The organism is Microbacterium sp. HA-8 (genome assembly GCF_046111165.1).
Classification (GTDB): Bacteria; Actinomycetota; Actinomycetes; order Actinomycetales; family Microbacteriaceae; genus Microbacterium.
In genome coordinates this window covers 385,760-403,284 of record NZ_CP162025.1, presented here as the reverse complement: position 1 = coordinate 403,284, position 17,525 = coordinate 385,760, and the positions used below count along the sequence as shown (strand labels likewise).

17 protein-coding genes are annotated in these 17,525 nt (G+C 64.9%); 7 read left to right on the top strand and 10 right to left on the bottom strand.

What is annotated here, in order from left to right; genetic code table 11:
* The first annotated feature begins 67 nt into the window (after positions 1-67).
* Positions 68-1,036, top strand: coding sequence for an aldo/keto reductase (locus AB2L57_RS01900; protein WP_100812104.1), 969 nt, complete (start codon positions 68-70; stop codon positions 1,034-1,036).
* Positions 1,037-1,214: 178 nt separating this feature from the next.
* Here AB2L57_RS01900 and AB2L57_RS01895 read toward each other — a convergent pair whose 3' ends face one another.
* Positions 1,215-2,684, bottom strand: a complete 1,470-nt coding sequence (locus AB2L57_RS01895; protein WP_258034437.1) for a glyceraldehyde-3-phosphate dehydrogenase — start codon at positions 2,682-2,684, stop codon at positions 1,215-1,217.
* Positions 2,685-3,211: 527 nt separating this feature from the next.
* On the opposite strand from AB2L57_RS01895, the gene AB2L57_RS01890 reads away from it, so the two are divergent.
* Positions 3,212-3,592 carry a nuclear transport factor 2 family protein gene (locus AB2L57_RS01890; protein WP_100812106.1) on the top strand — a complete coding sequence of 127 codons (381 nt, stop codon included), beginning with the start codon at positions 3,212-3,214 and terminating at the stop codon, positions 3,590-3,592.
* Positions 3,593-3,642: 50 nt separating this feature from the next.
* Here AB2L57_RS01890 and AB2L57_RS01885 read toward each other — a convergent pair whose 3' ends face one another.
* From AB2L57_RS01885 to AB2L57_RS01865, 5 genes are all read right to left on the bottom strand, one after another.
* Complete coding sequence (locus AB2L57_RS01885; protein ID WP_100812107.1) at positions 3,643-4,182, bottom strand: RNA polymerase sigma factor; 540 nt, start codon at positions 4,180-4,182, stop codon at positions 3,643-3,645.
* 370 nt (positions 4,183-4,552) lie between these two features.
* Positions 4,553-5,263: an SDR family NAD(P)-dependent oxidoreductase gene (locus AB2L57_RS01880; protein ID WP_103663402.1), complete on the bottom strand. Its 711-nt coding sequence runs from the start codon at positions 5,261-5,263 to the stop codon at positions 4,553-4,555.
* 89 nt (positions 5,264-5,352) lie between these two features.
* Positions 5,353-6,219 carry an NAD(P)-dependent oxidoreductase gene (locus tag AB2L57_RS01875; protein WP_103663364.1) on the bottom strand — a complete coding sequence of 289 codons (867 nt, stop codon included), beginning with the start codon at positions 6,217-6,219 and terminating at the stop codon, positions 5,353-5,355.
* Complete coding sequence (locus AB2L57_RS01870; protein WP_409047919.1) at positions 6,216-7,598, bottom strand: M24 family metallopeptidase; 1,383 nt, start codon at positions 7,596-7,598, stop codon at positions 6,216-6,218. The genes AB2L57_RS01875 and AB2L57_RS01870 overlap by 4 nt, the downstream gene beginning before the upstream one ends.
* Before the next feature lie 292 nt (positions 7,599-7,890).
* Positions 7,891-8,277, bottom strand: coding sequence for a RidA family protein (locus AB2L57_RS01865; protein ID WP_409047918.1), 387 nt, complete (start codon positions 8,275-8,277; stop codon positions 7,891-7,893).
* Between the two features lie 187 nt (positions 8,278-8,464).
* On the opposite strand from AB2L57_RS01865, the gene AB2L57_RS01860 reads away from it, so the two are divergent.
* Entirely contained in the window at positions 8,465-9,676 is a 1,212-nt protein-coding gene (locus AB2L57_RS01860; protein ID WP_409046856.1) for an integrase, read from the top strand.
* 121 nt (positions 9,677-9,797) lie between these two features.
* Here the strand turns inward: AB2L57_RS01860 and AB2L57_RS01855 are convergent, their stop codons facing one another.
* Positions 9,798-10,088, bottom strand: coding sequence for a cupin domain-containing protein (locus tag AB2L57_RS01855; RefSeq protein WP_409047917.1), 291 nt, complete (start codon positions 10,086-10,088; stop codon positions 9,798-9,800).
* Between AB2L57_RS01855 and AB2L57_RS01850 the strand changes: the two genes are divergently transcribed.
* A complete protein-coding gene (locus tag AB2L57_RS01850; RefSeq protein ID WP_409047916.1) occupies positions 10,087-10,428 on the top strand; it encodes a hypothetical protein in 342 nt (113 codons plus the stop codon). The two genes, AB2L57_RS01855 and AB2L57_RS01850, sit on opposite strands and share 2 nt — an antisense overlap.
* A gap of 13 nt (positions 10,429-10,441) precedes the next feature.
* Positions 10,442-11,194: an aspartate/glutamate racemase family protein gene (locus AB2L57_RS01845; protein ID WP_100812190.1), complete on the top strand. Its 753-nt coding sequence runs from the start codon at positions 10,442-10,444 to the stop codon at positions 11,192-11,194.
* A 49-nt stretch (positions 11,195-11,243) separates the two neighbouring features.
* On the opposite strand, the gene AB2L57_RS01840 is transcribed toward AB2L57_RS01845, so the two are convergent.
* The 3 genes from AB2L57_RS01840 to AB2L57_RS01830 all read right to left on the bottom strand — a co-directional run bounded on the left by AB2L57_RS01840 (position 11,244) and on the right by AB2L57_RS01830 (position 13,841).
* The gene (locus AB2L57_RS01840; RefSeq protein ID WP_409047915.1) at positions 11,244-11,921 is read right to left on the bottom strand and encodes a GntR family transcriptional regulator; all 678 of its coding nucleotides are present in this window, start codon (positions 11,919-11,921) and stop codon (positions 11,244-11,246) included.
* Between the two features lie 8 nt (positions 11,922-11,929).
* Positions 11,930-12,472, bottom strand: coding sequence for a VOC family protein (locus tag AB2L57_RS01835; protein ID WP_100812113.1), 543 nt, complete (start codon positions 12,470-12,472; stop codon positions 11,930-11,932).
* 157 nt (positions 12,473-12,629) lie between these two features.
* A complete protein-coding gene (locus AB2L57_RS01830) occupies positions 12,630-13,841 on the bottom strand; it encodes an integrase (protein ID WP_409046856.1) in 1,212 nt (403 codons plus the stop codon).
* Positions 13,842-13,999: 158 nt separating this feature from the next.
* Here AB2L57_RS01830 and AB2L57_RS01825 point away from each other — a divergent pair, with 158 nt between their 5' ends.
* Together AB2L57_RS01825 and AB2L57_RS01820 are read left to right on the top strand one after the other, a co-directional pair.
* Positions 14,000-16,177 carry a thiamine pyrophosphate-dependent enzyme gene (locus AB2L57_RS01825; RefSeq protein ID WP_100812114.1) on the top strand — a complete coding sequence of 726 codons (2,178 nt, stop codon included), beginning with the start codon at positions 14,000-14,002 and terminating at the stop codon, positions 16,175-16,177.
* A gap of 2 nt (positions 16,178-16,179) precedes the next feature.
* Complete coding sequence (locus AB2L57_RS01820; protein ID WP_409047914.1) at positions 16,180-17,508, top strand: dihydrolipoamide acetyltransferase family protein; 1,329 nt, start codon at positions 16,180-16,182, stop codon at positions 17,506-17,508.
* The last annotated feature ends 17 nt before the right edge of the window (positions 17,509-17,525 follow it).

Genomic DNA, 17,525 nt, shown 5'->3' with positions numbered 1-17,525 from the left:
CGCCGTTTGTGTCATGCTGTGTCAGTTTTGACGTAGGGTGTTGTAAGTCTCCAGGAAGGACAACGTGATGAAGAAGCGCACACTCGGTCAGCAGGGACTGACCGTCTCGGAGCTGGGCTACGGCTCAATGGGACTCGTCATGGCCTACGGGCCGACGGATGAGACTGAGGCCACGGCCGCGATCAAGAAGGCACACGAGCTGGGCGTTACTCTCTTCGACACCGCCGAGCTGTACGGGTGGGGAGAGGGCGAGAAGTTCCTCGGCCGCGCCGTGAAGCACTTCCGTGACGAGATCGCCATCGCGACGAAGTTCGGCTTCACCCGCGAGTTCGGTTACGACAGCCGCCCGGAGCACGTCCGTGAAGTCATCGACAACAGCCTGGGGTACCTCGGCGTCGACTACATCGACGTCATATACCAGCACAGAGTGGACCCGAACGTTCCCATCGAGGACGTCGCCGGAGTCGTAAAGGAGTTCATCGATTCCGGCAAGGTCAAGTACTTCGGTCTGAGCGAAGCGGGACCGAACACGATCCGCCGCGCACATGCCGTACAGCCGGTATCCGTCGTGCAGAGTGAATATTCACTCTTCACGCGAGAAGTCGAGACACTGTTCCCCGTTCTCAACGAACTGGGCATCGGGTTCGTTCCGTACTCGCCGCTGGCGCGCGGTTTCCTCACCGGCAGCCTGAAGAAGTCGACCGCGGACTACGACGGCACAGACAGTCGCAACTCCGGCGCAGGCCTTCCGTGGTGGCAGCCGGAAAACTTCGACAAGAACTACGAGATCGTCCAGAGGCTGACAGCGATCGCTGTGGGCAAGGCCGCGACGGTCTCACAGCTCGCGCTTGCCTGGCTCCTCGCGCGGGGTGACTTCATCGTGCCGATTCCAGGAAGCCGCAGCCCGAGGCGGGTCGAAGAGAACCTCGCGGCAGCTAGGCTGAGCCTTACTGCCGATGACTTCGCCGCGATCGAGACTGCGATCGGAGACGGTCCCTACGGCGCCCGTAACAGCGAAGGCGTCCGGTGGGACTGAAGTAGCACAGCGGGCCCGCCGCGATCTTCACAACCTGCCACGAGAGGCCCAGCAAGGAGTGCAGTCTCCGGAGCGACCGGGGTCGCCGTCAATGATCGCACGGGTCCCCCGAGGGCCGACTCTTCCCCGACACTGGCTCACCTCCGTCGACGAGCCGTCGAGGGATGGGCTAGAACCATCAGATGGCCGCCGCCTCGAGGCGGACGTCACGGCGCGTCGGAATGACAATCGGGTGTGTACCGGCCATCCGCTCGAGCACGCGAATCACTTGACATGAATAGCCGTACTCGTTGTCGTACCAGACATAGAGGACAAGATTCACACCGTCGACAATCGTGGCGAGCCCATCGACGATCCCCGCGCGATGCGAACCGACGAAGTCAGTAGAGACAACCTCAGGTGATTCGACGTAGTCAATCTGCTGCCGCAGTTGCGAATGCAGCGATACGCGACGGAGGTAGTCGTTGACGTCGTCCTTCGTCGCCGGACGGTCGAGCGTCAGATTGAGGATCGCGAGCGAAACGTCCGGGGTTGGTACACGAATGGCCGAGCCGGTGAGCTTCCCGGCAAGTTTCGGCAGCGCCTTTGCGACCGCTTCTGCTGCCCCTGTCTCGGTGATGACCATGTTCAGCACCGCGGACCTTCCCCGCCGGTCGCCTTTGTGGAAGTTGTCGGTGAGGTTCTGGTCATTCGTGAATGAGTGCACGGTCTCGACGTGGCCGCGAGCGACCCCGTAGGCCTCGTCGATCGCCTTGAGCACTGGAGTGATCGCGTTCGTTGTGCATGACGCAGCCGACAGCATCCGGTCGGCTGCTGTGATCGTCTCATCGTTGATGCCGTGCACGATGTTCTTTAGCGGCTTCTTCCCAGGCGCGGTCAGCAGCACCCGTGCCACACCCGAACTTCGCAGATGCTGAGCCAGGCCAGACTCATCACGCCAGCGGCCCGTGTTATCAACGACGATCGCGTCGTGGATTCCGTACGCCGTGTAGTCGATCCCAGCCGGGTCATCGGAGTAGATGACTTGGATTCGGGTGCCGTTAGCAATCAGCACGTCGTGTGCGGCGTCTACCGTCACCGAGCCAGCGAATGGCCCGTGGACCGAGTCGCGAGCGAGCAGACTTGCCCGCTTGACGAGATCATTCTCCGACCCGCGACGCACCACGATCGCGCGCAACCGCAGCCCGCGACCGTTTCCCGCGTGGGCGACGAGGATTCGAGCAAGCAGCCGACCAATTCGGCCGAATCCGTAGAGCACCACGTCCGTGCCAGCGACGGGGGGCGCCTCGCGCGGCGCTGCTGCGAGAATGCTGCGCACGTGATCCACGACGTCCGACGCTGCCGCGTCGCGCAACGACGCCGCTAGCCGCGCCACGTCGATCGACGCGGGGCTAGGTGAGATCTTGAGTAGCGCATCGATCACGACCGATGTCTCGGCAAGGGGGAGTTCCTCGTGGCCGAGTTCACGTGCGCGCTCGTGCACCGAAATGACGCCGGCAGCGGACAGATTGATGAGCCGATGCCCGTGAATCGACGTCACCACCCCGTGGTCACGGTACAGGCGGCCGATCCGCGGTATAAGCTGCTCCGCCTGTTCTTCGCGGGCGATCCAGGCATCACGATGCGCATCGTAGGTGGCTGCGGACACGTCTCTCTCCTCAGGCGCACCTTGGATTGAAGCGCCCTCTCCCGTTACGAACGTTGTGTTAAGTGTGAATGCACTTCGTACCAGCTTACGATGCATTCGTGCAGCATGGCTAATTATCCCGCTTCGTCCACCGTAGTTCGCTCGACAGGGATCTGCAGCAGGGCGAAGCCTATGGCTGGGACGGCCCTGCACGGCTGAGGGTGTATCCGCGAGCGGAGCCGCAGGTCCAGCATCTCCGGGATCGTTGGTCGACTCCGGCAGGGTTCCCCGCCTGGATCCGCAACGCGATCGACCGAGCAAAGGGACGATGGGTTCGAAGTAGTCTCGACTCGCGGATGCGTTCATGGCCTGCTGCCCGGTGTTTCCCATTCGGCAGGACGCTCCGCATTCCCAGGAACGACTCGTTCTGCTCCCGCCCCTTCCCTCAGCGGCGCGAGTCGACGACCATGTCACAAATCCGGAGCCTGGACGTCTTTCTCTGTGAGGCCGCGCAAGTCGGCGTGGCCATGACACGAAAGAGATCCGTCATGACAACTGCCATCTTCGACCTCGCTGAGCTGCCGCGGGCGTTCGCCGATCGCTTCAATGCCCGTGACTTGGACGGCCTCGTTGCTCTCACCACGCCTGAGACGGTCTTTGTGCCTGCTCCAGGGCAGCCGGTGCAGGGCGCAGATCAAGTGCGGGCTGCACTTGAGAGCTTTCTCGGGATCGACTTGCCGATCTCGCTGACCGTGCGTCACACGTTCGTCGCCGGAGCGACCGGCCTCGCCGTCGCCGATTGGAAGATAGAAGGCACGGGGCCTGACGGCGCGGCGGTGTCGCTGTCGGGCAGCACCGCCGATGTCGCGACCCTTGACGAAGCGAAGGGCTGGCGATACACCATCGACAATCCGTTCGGAACGGCCTGAGCCCGGCCGCTGGGCAGGGGGTGGAGTCCGCTCAACCTCCTGCCCACCGTTCACACGCCCGACTCGCCTCCCTCGGTCCGAAGTTCGGCTCGCAGCATGGAGCGCGCACGCGTCAATCGCTGACGCACCGCTGATGGGTTGATACCGAGCATCGCGGCGGTCTCGGCGGCGCTGCGGCCTTCCATTACTGAGAGCACGAATGGGTCGCGCAACGTGTCAGGCAGATCGTGGATCGCATCCACGGCCTGGCGGAGACGCACACGATCGTCGACCGCGCTGAGGACATCGTGCGCAGCGGAGAGACTGACGGAGAGTTGCTCCTCGGGCCGGCGAGAACGCAGGCGAAACAGGTCGGCCGCCGTTGTACGCGCGATCACGTCGATCCACGCGCACAGTGACTTCGGTTCGGAAGAGGCGACTGTATCCACCGACCGCCACGCACGCAACGCGATCGTCTGGGCCACGTCGTCGGCGTCGTCGGGATGCACACCGAGCGAGATGCTCCGCCGGCGTAGCCTCAGCGGCTCGGCCGTCAGCAGAGCCTCCAAGACCTCGCGGCGAGCAGGAACAGCTGCATTCTGATCAGTCATGCCCGGTGTCAAGCTGCGAGCTGAGGCTCTCTTCATCAGGAGACACGTTCGAGGAGCTGCCGATCGGGAGGAGACATCCATCCGACCCACAGATACCGTCCGCGTCAGCGTTGCCCAGGATCGTCAGTGGGACTTTGGGGTCACTCATCGAATCACTTCCTTCTAGGTCGATCGAACCGACTCGAACAGACCGATGATCGCCTCCGCGGTCTGCGCCCCGATGCGCCGTCGGAACGACCGATAAACGAGTTCCACTCCGTCGCCGTCCGCGCGAATCGGGCGGCCGCCTCGTTCAACACGCTCGTGCACCATCCCGCAGCACATTCGCATCTGGCGCATGGCGACCCATCCGATTGGCCGCTCAACTTGCTCAGGTGAGAAACCACCCTCTGTTGACCGGCAGACTCACTCCTGAGACACCCTGGTTCTCCAACAGGAAGCGCGTCGCGCCCACGACGTCTGCGACCGTAGCCAACTCGCCTCCCGGGGTGCGAGATGTGTAGGTGTCAAGGACGCCCTCGGGTTTCGACGCCCAGAAGGGGCTGTCTCCGATGATCCCGGGATGCAGAGCATTGACCCGAATGGGCGCCAATTCCAACGCGAGAGTGCGAGTGAGCCCGTCAACACCGCCGTTGATGGTCGACACGGTCGTGGACCCCGGGTACGGCAGATCCTTCGCCCCACCACCGAAAAGGACGATCCCCGTCCCGCGGCCTGGGTCAAGGCGGTCAAGAAGCGTATGTACCACTTCAGTGTATCCAACGAGCTTCAGCACCGTGAGCCTGCGGGCGCGTTCGACACTGTATTCACGAACAGAGTTCGAGTCCCTTTCGATCGCTGAGAGCACGAGGCCATGCACCGGGCCCGGGATCGCTCGCAGCGCCTGGGCGATCGTCTCGGGCTCTGAGATGTCGAGAGCGATCCCCGTTGCTCGGCTGCCGATCGAGCGCGCGATCTCCTGGGTTCGAGCCTCGTCGCGTCCCGTGATGACCACCGAATCGCCCCGCGCGGCGACGTCTCGTGCGAGCTCGAGTCCAATGCCCGAAGTCCCGCCCACGATGACGATCGTCTTGTCTGCCACTGCTCCTCCTTCGATTGCCGCGTCAGGCACCACGATGCCGACCCGGACGTGTGTGTGATTGCGTGCTTCGGGGGTTCCGGAGCCCATGACTAGAGGAGATCGCGTCGTGTGACCTCAGCGATGGCGCTCCAGTCGTACTCTGCGAGCTCTGGGTCGGCCAGAGCCCGCTCGAACACGGCGACTAGCGCCGGCATCGTCGCCGGCCTGACACCCCCCGCCTCTGCGACCTCGCGTGCGAGAGCGAGATCCTTGTGGCCCAGGGACATCCTGAATGCTGGTGGGGTGTAGCTGCGTGCAGCAATCTCTGCGCCGTACCCGGAGTACACAACGCCCCCGAAGAGGCTGCTCGTGAGCAGCTCGACGAAGGTGTCGGAGTCCACTCCTTGTCGCTCGACGAGCGTGAGCGACTCGCCGAGGGCCTGGAGCGCGTGGATGATGTTGTAGTTCACGGCGACCTTGACGACATTGGCCATGGACGCCTTTTCCCCCAGCCGCCAGACGCGCTTTCCCAGGTGCTCGAGATAAGGCACCACGGCGTCCACGATGTCGCTCGGTCCCGCCGCAAGGATGTGCAGCTGGCCGGCTGCGGCCACCGGCGGACGCCCAAGCACGGGGGCGGCCACGTATCCGGCCCCATGATCGGCGTAGAGGGTCGCGAGCCGATCTGCGGCCGCCATGCCGATCGAAGCTGAGTTGACATGTATGGACCCGGCCGCCGCAGCCACACCGCCACCGAGGACGGCCTCGGCTGCCTCGTCATTGGCCAGCATGCTGAACGACACTCGGGTAGCGAGCGCCTCTTCCGGGGAGTCCGCGCGGCGGGCGCCGGCGGCCAGGAGCTCTTCCATGGGGCCGCTGGAACGGTTCCATACCAGCACAGTGTGTCCGGCGCCGATCAGACGTCTTGCCATCGCGGTGCCCATGGAACCGAGCCCGAGGAATCCGACGTCAGTCATACCTCTCCTCGCCCCCACGTCGTATTCAGGTGTGACTGGCTGTCACGGTTGAGGTTGAGCGGGCCGTCGATCGTGTAGTACTGACGACCGGCGACGATGAGCTCTTCGGCGGGGAACTTGGTGATGACTTCGCAGCCGTCTGCGGTCACGACGAGCTCTTCCTCGATCCGTGCGGCACCCCAGCCGTCCGCGGACGGCCAATAGGTCTCCAGAGCGAAGACCATGCCCTCCTCGATCGTCTCGGGGTGATCGAGCGAAGTGAGACGCGAGAAGATCGGCTTCTCCCAGATCGACAGGCCGACGCCATGGCCGTACTGCAGCGCGAACGCCGCCATTTCGTCGGCGAAGCCGAACTCCTGCGCCGTCGGCCACACCTTAACGATGTCGGCCGTGGTCGCACCCGGCTTCACCAGAGCGATGGCACGGTCCATGTACTCGCGTGCGCGCGTGTACGCGTCGCGTTGCTTGCTCGACGCGGACCCCACGGCGAAGGTGCGGTAGTAGCAGGTCCGATATCCGTTCCAGCTGTGGAGGATGTCGAAGAAGGCGGGGTCGCCCGGCCGGATGAGCCTGTCGGAGAAGACATGCGGATGCGGCGAGCAACGCTCCCCCGAGATCGCGTTGACCCCCTCGACGTATTCCGATCCGAGGTCGTAGAGCGTCTTCGCGACGACGCCGACGGCCTCGTTCTCACGCACGCCCGGCCGCAGGAAGCGGTGCAGCTCTTCGTAGGCGGCGTCCACCATCGACGCCGCTTGCGTGAGTAGACGGATCTCGTCGGGCGTCTTGATACGGCGCGCCTCCATGAACACCTGCTGGCCGTCGACGACCTCGATGCCTTCCTTCTGCAGGGCGATCAGCACGGGCAGCTCGATCACGTCCACCCCGAGCGGCTCGTTTGCGACTCCGAACTTCTCGAGCTCCCGCTTGATCTTCTTCGCGAGATCGGCGGCCATCTCGGCGTCGGGAGGAAAGGCGCCGCGCAGCGTCGACAGACCGGCGCGGGCGCCGCTCTCCAGCCGGGGGCGCTTGGCCCCCTCGTGGGGAGCGTGCGGATTCGCATCGAGTTCCGAGGTCGTGACGTCCAGCCACGGGTTGTACAGGGCGTGGTGTTTCGCCGCCGAGCCGAAGTCCCACACGATCGGGTCGGTGTGGCGCGTCAGCAGCGCGAAACGGATGAGCTTGTCCATCGCCCACGTGCCGATGTGCGTCGCGCTCATGTACCGGATGTTCGAAAAGTCGAAGGCCAGCACCGCGCCCAGCGACGAACGGTCCAGTTCCGCTTTCAACCGCGCGAGTCGCGCATCCCGAAGACGATCGAAGTCGACACGATCTTCCCAGTCGACGGCATTCGTTCCAGACGTTCCCGTGCTCTTCATCGAGTCCTCCTCGTTCTGCGATCTGCGGCCGGAGCCTCAACGCATTGTACAGTCTTATTGAACACTCGGCAGAGAATCCACCGGATACGCTGCGCGGGCAACGGAGGGCGCGAGAGTCAAAGCACGCGCGGCGGTCGCATATCCGGCGACGACGCACACCGTCATGCCCCGCGCGCCGGTGTAGTCACCTTCGACTCAGGAGGGCCTCGCCTGTAGCTTCGTCCGATCGCGCGTGAAAGCGAGCCCTCCGTAGCCTGGACTGCGGTGTGGAATGACCCTCCGGCCTACCTCGCTAGATCGCGGCGATGGCGTCGATCTCGATGGTCGAGCCGTTGAAGAGCGAGTACACGCCGATCACGGTGCTAGCAGACGGCTTGTCGGTCTTGACGATCTTGTCGCGCGTCTCACGCCAGATCTTGAGCTTCTCCTGGTCAAGATGCGTGATGTACACATTGACGCGCACAAGATCGTCGAACGTCGCGCCGCCGGCCGTGAGCGCACGCTCCACCTCTCGATAGGTGAGTTCGATAGCCCGCGCGAAGTCGGTGGGGACCGAGCCGTCGACTTCGAAGCCGACTGCCCCGGATACGAAGAGCAGATCGCCCGCCGTGACCTTCACACTGTCAGAGATGCCCGGGATAACCGGCGCCGGGTTGTGCGTGATGCGGTTGCTGGCCATGTGGTCTTTCTCCCTCTTCAGTCGATGTGAGGCTGATCGATACCCGAGTGGCAACGATCAGCCGTGACATTTGTTCAGTATAGCTGAAGGTGTGAAGTCATGCTAAGGGTCGACGAGACTCAGCTAAAAGGTCCGGGAAGGGCTGCGCGTGCCTCACGTAGGAATGTCCGCGTAGTTCCCTGGGGTGATGAGCAGGGAGTTGTCGATGGCGGCGCGCCGTGAGATCACGAAGAAGTTCGCCCGCGAGTATGCGAAAGCAGGCAAGGAAGAGAAGGGCCGGCTGCTGGACGAGCTTGTGCACGCGACAGGCTGGACGCGTGATCACGCGCGCCGCGCGATCCGTGCCGCGAACGCACGCAAAGGTGCCGCGCGCGATCAGCAGCGTAAGCCGCGTGAGCGGAAGTACTCCTACGATGCGCTCGTGGTGCTGCAAGAAGTCTGGCGGCTGTCCGGGCAGCCGTCGGGAAAGTACTTCGCGGCGATCATGGACGACACCCTCGAACGCCTCGTCCGCTTCCGTGAGCTCGGCAAGGTCGAGCAGCGGGTCACACCGGAGGTGCTGGACGAGTTGCGATCGATGAGCGCCGCGACGATCGACCGGTACCTGAAACCGCACAAGGACGCCGCCTACCCGGTCGCGGTCTCGGGCACGAAGCCGTCCCACATCCTGCGCTCTTCGATCCCGACGCGCACCAGCATGGACGCCCCGCTGACCGTCCCGGGGTTCCTGGAGCTGGACACCGTCGCGCACTGCGGCCACTCCCTCAAAGGCGAGTTCCTGCGCACCCTGACCGGCACCGACCCGGTCGCGGGGTGGACGATGCTGCGCACGATCCGCAACAACGCCTACGTGCACGTGCACGGCGCCCTGGAATGGATGGTGAAGAACGCGCCCGTCCCGGTCGCCGGGCTCGACTTCGACAACGGATCCGAGTTCATGAACTGGGGCGTGATCGCCTGGGCGGACAAGAAGGAGATCCCCGTCACCCGGGGGCGTCCCTACAAGCACAACGACAACGCGCACGTCGAGCAACGCAACGGCGACTGGGTCCGCAAACACGCGTTCCGCTACCGCTACGAGACCGAGGCGGAGATGACCCTGCTCAACGAGCTCTGGGATTTCGTGATGGCCCGCAAGAACCATCTGCTGCCCTGCGTGAAAGCGATCGACTGGACCCACACCGCAGCCGGCCGGAAGAAGCGCGTCTACGACAAGCCACGTACCCCCTACCAGCGGTTGCTCGACGCCGGTGTGCTCGACGAGAAGACCCGCGCCCGACTGGAGCGCGAGCATGCGAAGCTGAACCCGGCACGGATCACCCGACGGATCAACCAGATCCAGCAACAACTCATCGAACTCGCCGCCGCCCGCACCCAGGGCACCCGCCCCGCCGCCTGAGCTACGCGGACATTTCACGTGAGGCAAGCATCACTCACTCCCGGACATCTTGACGTGAGGCAAGACGAGGGTATCTACTTCACTTCAAACTGAGGGCGGGAGGGCGAGGGCGGGAGAGGGGTTACGCGTCCAGTGAGCGAGAGCTGACGGTCCGCAACACATCCACCGCGGAGCGCAGCGGTGCGCCTTCGAACCGATCCGGTGCGACCACTGATCCGCCCTCAGCATCGACATGCCCGGTCACGAACCACAGCCCGCGGGCCGATCGGCCGGAGTCGTTCCGGTAGAGATGGGGTCGTTGCGAATCGAAGCAGACCGAGTCGCCGGCGCGAAGGGTCATTTTGTCGAAGTCGAGCAACAGCGTGAGCTCCCCCTCGAGAATGAACCCGTATTCGGTGCCCATGTGGCGCATGAGCTTTCCCTCGACGGAACTCGAGGCTCCAGGCCCATACGTCCGCGAGGCGCTCGACAACACGGTGCGGCTGCAGATCGCCCACGCCGAGTCATTCCCGCATGATCTGCTGGAGCAGCTGCGCGACAGCTTCGCGATCGGACACGGCGGTTTCCAGCTCGTCGGCACGCCCGAGCAGGTCGCCGACGGCATCACGGCTCTGCATGAGGCCGGCTTCGGCGGCACGACCCTCTCGTTCGTGGACTACGTCGAGGAGTTCCCCTACTTCCGTGACAATGTGTTGCCCATCCTTGAAGAGCGTGGCATCCGTCGGCCGGCGGCCGTCGCCGTGGCCGGCTGAGGTCATAGACATCATGACCAGACGCATCCTGAACATCGTCCCTGTCCCGGTCCCGCCGGCCGCACTCGACGCCTTCCGTGCCCAGTTGTCGGATGAGGTGGTGCACCCGGACTTCGAGAACGACTTCGTGGCCGCGCGGGCAGGAGCCAGGGTGATCGACAGCCCGTACGAGCAGCTTCTCGCGGAGACATTCGTGTTGGAGGCCGGCGCCCGCGCCCAGGAACAGGGCTACGACGCCGTCGCGATCAACTCGATGAGCGACTCCGCTCTGTCGGCGCTCCGGTCGCGGCTGGAGATCCCCGTCGTCGCGCCGGCGAGCGCCTCGATCCTGCTGGCGTGCCTGCTCGGCAAGAAGTTCTCGATCATCACCATGTGGCCGCGCTGGCACTCGCTCTATGAGAAGACGATCGCCGAGCAGGGGCTCGCCCATCGGGTCGCGTCAATCCGCGACATCGGGGTGCGACCGGATGCCGCCGAGCTGCTCGCGGGCAAGGAGGAGGTCGTCTTCGAACTGCTCGAGCGCCAGGCCCGTGCGGCGATCGACGAGGACGGCGCCGACGTGATCATACTCGGGTCGACCACGATGCATCAGAGCTACGAGCACCTGCGCACGGTGCTCGAGGTGCCGGTACTCAACCCGGGCGTGGTGGCGGAGAAGTTCGCCGAGCTACTCGTGCTCACCGGCGTCAGCCACAGCAAGAAGGCATACCCGTCGCCCGAGGTCGTGCAGGACGACCTCTTGGATGCCGTGCGCTCAGTGCGGTGAGTGAAGTTGCGGCACGCCTTCCACGGAGCCAGAAGGGGCCTCTCGAGGCTCAGGCGGCGCGAACGTCGAAGACCTCGGGATGTCTCGAGAGTTCGAGGCGGCTGCGACGGATGTGCCGCGCGAGCAGCAACTCCGCGTCGTCGGCGTCACGCCGACGAAGCGCACCGACCAGCAGCTGATGGTCGTGGTGCACGCTGCTGTCGCCCTCGTTCCAGAACAGGCGTGTGGCGGCGCGCCGGTAGTGCTGGGTGCGGTTCCACAAGCTCTTGACCAGATCGGTGAGCACGCTCGTGTTGGCATGGTCGATACCCGTGAGGTGGAACTCGCGGTCCAGCATGAGGAACTCCTCCACATCGGCGGAGTCGTTCATCCGGTCAGCGAGAACTTGCAGGCGCTGGATCTCCTGGTCGGTCACGAAGGGCACATTCATTCCCAGCAGAAGCGGCTCGAGGCGCTCCCGAACGAGATACAGTTCCTGGCATTCTTCAGCGCTCAGCGTCGAGACCCACGCGCCGGTGTTCGCCACGAGGGTGACCAGTCCTTCGGCCTCCAGCATCCGGAGGGCCTCGCGCACTGGTAGCCGACTTGCGCCGTGACGCTCGGCGAGCTCATCCTGCCGAATTCTCTCACCCGGCGTGTACTCGCCGTCCAGGATGGCGAGCCGCAACGTCTCGGCGACACGGGCGCCGGTGGCGCCGTGCCCGCCTACACGCGGAGCGTCCATCATGGGTCCTTTCATGCGGACGGGTCGGTGGGCTTCCACAGCAGACGCGTCGCGTCCGCTTCGTACGCCTTGCCTTCTGGATAGCTCACGAGTTCGAACTGGAGTCCCCAGGGACTACGGAAGTACACCCACCGCTGTCCGAGTGCGGCCTGCTGGCTCGCAACGGGTTCGCCCATCACTTCGACCCCGGCAGCGCGAAGATACTCAACTGCGACGTCGATGTCATCCACGTACAGAGCCAGATGATACCCGCCGATGTCGCTGTTGCGCGGCTGCGGATTCTGCCCGTCAGCGGCGTCGTATAGGAAGACCTCGAGATTCACGCCCGTTTGGAGTCGGTAGAAGCGGATTTCACGGATCACCGTGCGCGGATGCACTCCGATCTGGACCTGCATCCAGTCGTCGTCGGCACGTTTCTCGCCGAGTGTGTAAACGTGCTCGGCGCCGAGGACATCGACGAAGAAGGTGTGCGCCTCATCAAGGTCTGGGACCGTAATCCCGATGTGGTCCGATCCCTGCAGCCCCGGTATACCAGCGCGCCTATTGTTCTTCATTGCTCAACCCCCTTGTCAAGTGTCACTAATATCGTATCCATTCAAGTCAGCGTGGTTCACCCATTAGCGAGATTCCTTGGCAACCTTGGCCGTCTTGCCTCACGTCAAGATGTCCGGGAGTGAGTGATGCTTGCCTCACGTGAAATGTCCGCGTAGCTCAGGCGGCGGGGCGGGTGCCCTGGGTGCGGGCGGCGGCGAGTTCGATGAGTTGTTGCTGGATCTGGTTGATCCGTCGGGTGATCCGTGCCGGGTTCAGCTTCGCATGCTCGCGCTCCAGTCGGGCGCGGGTCTTCTCGTCGAGCACACCGGCGTCGAGCAACCGCTGGTAGGGGGTACGTGGCTTGTCGTAGACGCGCTTCTTCCGGCCGGCTGCGGTGTGGGTCCAGTCGATCGCTTTCACGCAGGGCAGCAGATGGTTCTTGCGGGCCATCACGAAATCCCAGAGCTCGTTGAGCAGGGTCATCTCCGCCTCGGTCTCGTAGCGGTAGCGGAACGCGTGTTTGCGGACCCAGTCGCCGTTGCGTTGCTCGACGTGCGCGTTGTCGTTGTGCTTGTAGGGACGCCCCCGGGTGACGGGGATCTCCTTCTTGTCCGCCCAGGCGATCACGCCCCAGTTCATGAACTCGGATCCGTTGTCGAAGTCGAGCCCGGCGACCGGGACGGGCGCGTTCTTCACCATCCATTCCAGGGCGCCGTGCACGTGCACGTAGGCGTTGTTGCGGATCGTGCGCAGCATCGTCCACCCCGCGACCGGGTCGGTGCCGGTCAGGGTGCGCAGGAACTCGCCTTTGAGGGAGTGGCCGCAGTGCGCGACGGTGTCCAGCTCCAGGAACCCCGGGACGGTCAGCGGGGCGTCCATGCTGGTGCGCGTCGGGATCGAAGAGCGCAGGATGTGGGACGGCTTCGTGCCCGAGACCGCGACCGGGTAGGCGGCGTCCTTGTGCGGTTTCAGGTACCGGTCGATCGTCGCGGCGCTCATCGATCGCAACTCGTCCAGCACCTCCGGTGTGACCCGCTGCTCGACCTTGCCGAGCTCACGGAAGCGGACGAGGCGTTCGAGGGTGTCGTCCATGATCGCCGCGAAGTACTTTCCCGACGGCTGCCCGGACAGCCGCCAGACTTCTTGCAGCACCACGAGCGCATCGTAGGAGTACTTCCGCTCACGCGGCTTACGCTGCTGATCGCGCGCGGCACCTTTGCGTGCGTTCGCGGCACGGATCGCGCGGCGCGCGTGATCACGCGTCCAGCCTGTCGCGTGCACAAGCTCGTCCAGCAGCCGGCCCTTCTCTTCCTTGCCTGCTTTCGCATACTCGCGGGCGAACTTCTTCGTGATCTCACGGCGCGCCGCCATCGACAACTCCCTGCTCATCACCCCAGGGAACTACGCGGACATTCCTACGTGAGGCACGCGCAGCCCTTCCCGGACCTTTTAGCTGAGTCTCGTCGTTGGCTTGTATTGGATCAAATCCTACTCTACACTGGCATCCAGCGGGCCGACAGCATGGCCGCGGATGGGAAGCGGCGACGATGCCAAAACGCAAGAAGCTCTCCACCGGTGTCGACTGGATCGAACTGGTGACGACGAAGGCGGACTGGGAAGCGGCGGATCCCGCATTGCTGGGCACGATGCTCAGCCAGCTGCACCTGATTCGTGCATTCGAGGAGTCGGTGCTCGAACTCGCCGGCGAAGGTCTCGTCCATGGCCCGGCGCACTCCAGCATCGGGCAGGAGGGCGGCGCCGTCGGCTCCATTGTGGGGCTGCGCTCCTCAGATGGGGTGAACGGGTCGCACCGCGGACATCATCAGTTCCTCGCGAAGGCACTCACGCACGTGAGCGGCGGCACGATCGACCCTGCCGACCCTGTCGACGAGCGGATTCAGACCGTGCTACAGCGCACGCTTGCCGAGATCCTCGGGCTCGCGCAGGGCTACTGTCGCGGACGTGGCGGGTCGATGCATCTGCAGTGGTTCGAAGCGGGCGCGCTCGGCACCAACGCCATCGTCGGCGGCGGCGCTCCGATGGCCGCCGGCAACGCCTGGGCACAGAAGCACAGCGGTACGACCGACCTCACCATCAACTACTTCGGCGACGGCGCGGCGCAGATCGGCTCGGTGCTCGAGTCGATGAACCTCGCTGCGGCTTGGAATCTGCCGGTGGCGTTCTTCGTCGAGAACAACATGTACGGCGTCTCCACCCGCGCCGACGAGATCACTGCTGACACCCGCTTCTCGGTACGCGGTCAGGGCTTCCACATCCCGTCGTGGCGGGTGGACGGCATGGACCCTCTCGCGGTGTACCTCGCCACTGAGGAGGCCGCAGAGCGGATGCGGTCGGGCGAGGGCCCTGCCGTCATCGAGGCGCAGGTGTACCGGTTCTTCCACCAGAACGGCCCTTATCCCGGCAGCGCCTTCGGCTACCGCACCAAAGAGGAAGAGGCGGAGTGGCGCGCTCGCGACCCGCTCGACCTCACAGCGAACCGCATGCGCGACCGCGGGCTCATCGACGACGAGGGTGTGGCCGCGCTCCGTTCGCGGGTCCAGCAGGCCATGACGACTGCCGTCGACGCCTTGATCGAAGCCGATCCCGATCGACCCGGCAAGCGCCGCATCCGACCCGGACTGTGGCCCGAAACCACGTTCGTGAACGTCGGCGTGCGGGGTGACGGCAGTGAGCTCACGGGCCTTCCCCACCTGGATTCGCCAGAGTCGACCCGGACCGTGAAGTTCGTCGACGCTGTCGCGGCGGTCATGGACCGCCGCATGGAGCAGGACCCCCGGATCGTCGTGATGGGCGAGGACATCCACAAGCTGAACGGCGGCACCAACGGAGCCACCAAAGGACTGGCGAAGAAGTACGGGCCCGACCGCGTCTTGGGCACCCCGATCAGCGAGAACGCGTTCGTGGGCTTGGGTGGCGGACTCGCCTTGGACGGCCGCTATCGCCCCGTCGTGGAGTTCATGTACCCCGACTTCATGTGGGTCGCCGCCGACCAGGTGTTCAATCAGATCGGCAAGGCACGTCACATGTTCGGCGGCGACAACCCCGTGCCGCTCGTGCTGCGCACGAAGGTCGCGATCGGCTCCGGGTACGGCTCGCAGCACCTCATGGACCCCGCCGGCATTTTCGCGACCAGCCCCGGCTGGCGCATCGTTGCCGCCTCCAACGCAACCGACTACGTCGGTCTCATGAACGCCGCCCTCGCGCTGGAGGATCCTGTGCTCGTCATCGAGCACGTCGATCTCTACGCCAAGGCCGATCACCTCCCCGAAGGGGATCTCGACTACATCATCCCGCCGGGCAGCGCCGCCGTGGTCCGTCCGGGATCGGAGGTCACCGTCATCAGCTATCTGTCGATGGTCGGCCACGCCGCCGAGGCGATCGAGCAGACCGGTGTGGATGCCGAGCTCATCGATCTGCGCTGGCTCGACCGAGCCTCGATCGACTGGGACACGATCGGCGAGAGCATCCGCAAGACCAACGCCGTGCTCATCGTCGAGCAGGGCGCACAGGGCACCTCATACGGTGGATGGCTCGCCGACGAGATCCAGCGCCGCTACTTCGACTGGCTCGACCAGCCGATCGCGCGAGTGACTGGCGGCGAGGCCTCTCCGAGCATCTCGCGCGTCCTCGAACGCGCCGCGATCGCCCGCACCGAGGAAGTGGTCCTGGCCCTCGAGGCCGTCCGGGCCGGATTCGGAGCCTGATCATGGCCCAGATCATCCGCATGCCTGAAGTGATGGCAGGCGCCACAGAAGCCGCCATCCAGACGTGGCTCGTGCAGGAGGGTGACGCAGTCGCCGTCGACCAGTCCCTGGCCGAGATCGAGACCGACAAGGCGATCGTGGAGCTGTCCGCGGAGGTGGGCGGAACGATCGGTCGCCTGCTGGTGACGGAAGGCGATAACGTCGCGGTCGGCGACGCGATCCTCGTGCTCGTCGCCGAAGGCGAATCCGGCGACGCCATCGACGACGCGCTGCGTACAGCCGGAGTCTCCGGCTCCGCATCTCATCCCGAACCTGTTTCATCGCCTTCGCGTGCGGCCGACACAACTGATGCGTCTCCTTCGATAAGTGCGCTAGGCGATCCCGGCCCTGCCCCGATCCCGTCAACCACGGATACCGAGTCCGCTCCTGCAGGAGAGCGGCGGTTCGCCAGCCCACTGGTGCGTCGCATCGCAGCCCAGCACGGAGTTTCGCTCGATGAGATCGCCGGCACCGGCCCACGTGGGCGGATCGTGCGTCGCGACCTCGACCGGTACCTGGCGAAGGCTCCTACCGAGGCCCCGGCTATCGCGGAAGCCGCACCGCGGTCCCCTGCCCCGAGCGCACCGGCCACGCCCACCGAGGCGGTCGCGGCGTTTGAGGACGTTCCGATCGACCGAATGCGGCGCACGATCGCGAGGCGGCTCACGGAGAGCAAGTCGACTGTCCCCCACTTCTACCTCGTAGCGGATTGCCGCGTGGATGCGCTTCTCGATCTTCGCCGCACGATAAACGAAACCGCCCCCCGGAAGATCTCGGTAAACGACTTCGTGCTCAAGGCCGTCGCCGCGGCGCTCGTTGACGTGCCCGCCGCAAACGCGATCTGGAACGATGACAGCATCCGGCGGTTCTCTAGTGTCGACCTCGCCGTGGCCGTCGCTACCGAGGGCGGCTTGCTCACGCCCGTCGTGCGAGCCGTCGAGCGCCTTCCGCTATCGCAGCTGAGCGCCTCGGTCGCCGACCTCGCAGAGCGCGCCAGAGCCGGTCGCCTCCGCCAGCATGAGCTGGAGGGGGGAAGCTTCTCGGTCTCGAACCTAGGAATGTACGGGACGGAGCAGTTCAGTGCGATCCTGAACCCCCCGCAGTCGGGCATCCTCGCGGTAGGAGCCGCGCGCCCGGTGCCAATCGTGGGTTCTGACGGTGAGCTGACCGTCGGAACGGTGATGACCGTGACCCTGTCGGCCGATCACCGCGTGCTCGACGGCGCCATCGCCGCACAGTGGCTGGCCGCGTTCCAGCGCCGCATTGAGAATCCGCTCAGCATCCTCATCTGAACAACCGCCCTCGCACG

What these genes read in the sequence shown, in the direction of transcription:
- AB2L57_RS01875 (WP_103663364.1), bottom strand. Translation starts at nt 6,219, where the DNA reads ATGACTGACGTCGGATTCCTCGGGCTCGGTTCCATGGGCACCGCGATG.
- AB2L57_RS01860 (WP_409046856.1), top strand. Translation starts at nt 8,465, where the DNA reads ATGAGCAGGGAGTTGTCGATGGCGGCGCGCCGTGAGATCACGAAGAAG.
- AB2L57_RS01850 (WP_409047916.1), top strand. Translation starts at nt 10,087, where the DNA reads ATGAGCTTTCCCTCGACGGAACTCGAGGCTCCAGGCCCATACGTCCGC.
- AB2L57_RS01890 (WP_100812106.1), top strand. Translation starts at nt 3,212, where the DNA reads ATGACAACTGCCATCTTCGACCTCGCTGAGCTGCCGCGGGCGTTCGCC.
- AB2L57_RS01825 (WP_100812114.1), top strand. Translation starts at nt 14,000, where the DNA reads ATGCCAAAACGCAAGAAGCTCTCCACCGGTGTCGACTGGATCGAACTG.
- AB2L57_RS01885 (WP_100812107.1), bottom strand. Translation starts at nt 4,182, where the DNA reads ATGACTGATCAGAATGCAGCTGTTCCTGCTCGCCGCGAGGTCTTGGAG.
- AB2L57_RS01840 (WP_409047915.1), bottom strand. Translation starts at nt 11,921, where the DNA reads ATGATGGACGCTCCGCGTGTAGGCGGGCACGGCGCCACCGGCGCCCGT.
- AB2L57_RS01845 (WP_100812190.1), top strand. Translation starts at nt 10,442, where the DNA reads ATGACCAGACGCATCCTGAACATCGTCCCTGTCCCGGTCCCGCCGGCC.
- AB2L57_RS01830 (WP_409046856.1), bottom strand. Translation starts at nt 13,841, where the DNA reads ATGAGCAGGGAGTTGTCGATGGCGGCGCGCCGTGAGATCACGAAGAAG.
- AB2L57_RS01835 (WP_100812113.1), bottom strand. Translation starts at nt 12,472, where the DNA reads ATGAAGAACAATAGGCGCGCTGGTATACCGGGGCTGCAGGGATCGGAC.
- AB2L57_RS01865 (WP_409047918.1), bottom strand. Translation starts at nt 8,277, where the DNA reads ATGGCCAGCAACCGCATCACGCACAACCCGGCGCCGGTTATCCCGGGC.
- AB2L57_RS01855 (WP_409047917.1), bottom strand. Translation starts at nt 10,088, where the DNA reads ATGCGCCACATGGGCACCGAATACGGGTTCATTCTCGAGGGGGAGCTC.
- AB2L57_RS01900 (WP_100812104.1), top strand. Translation starts at nt 68, where the DNA reads ATGAAGAAGCGCACACTCGGTCAGCAGGGACTGACCGTCTCGGAGCTG.
- AB2L57_RS01870 (WP_409047919.1), bottom strand. Translation starts at nt 7,598, where the DNA reads ATGAAGAGCACGGGAACGTCTGGAACGAATGCCGTCGACTGGGAAGAT.
- AB2L57_RS01820 (WP_409047914.1), top strand. Translation starts at nt 16,180, where the DNA reads ATGGCCCAGATCATCCGCATGCCTGAAGTGATGGCAGGCGCCACAGAA.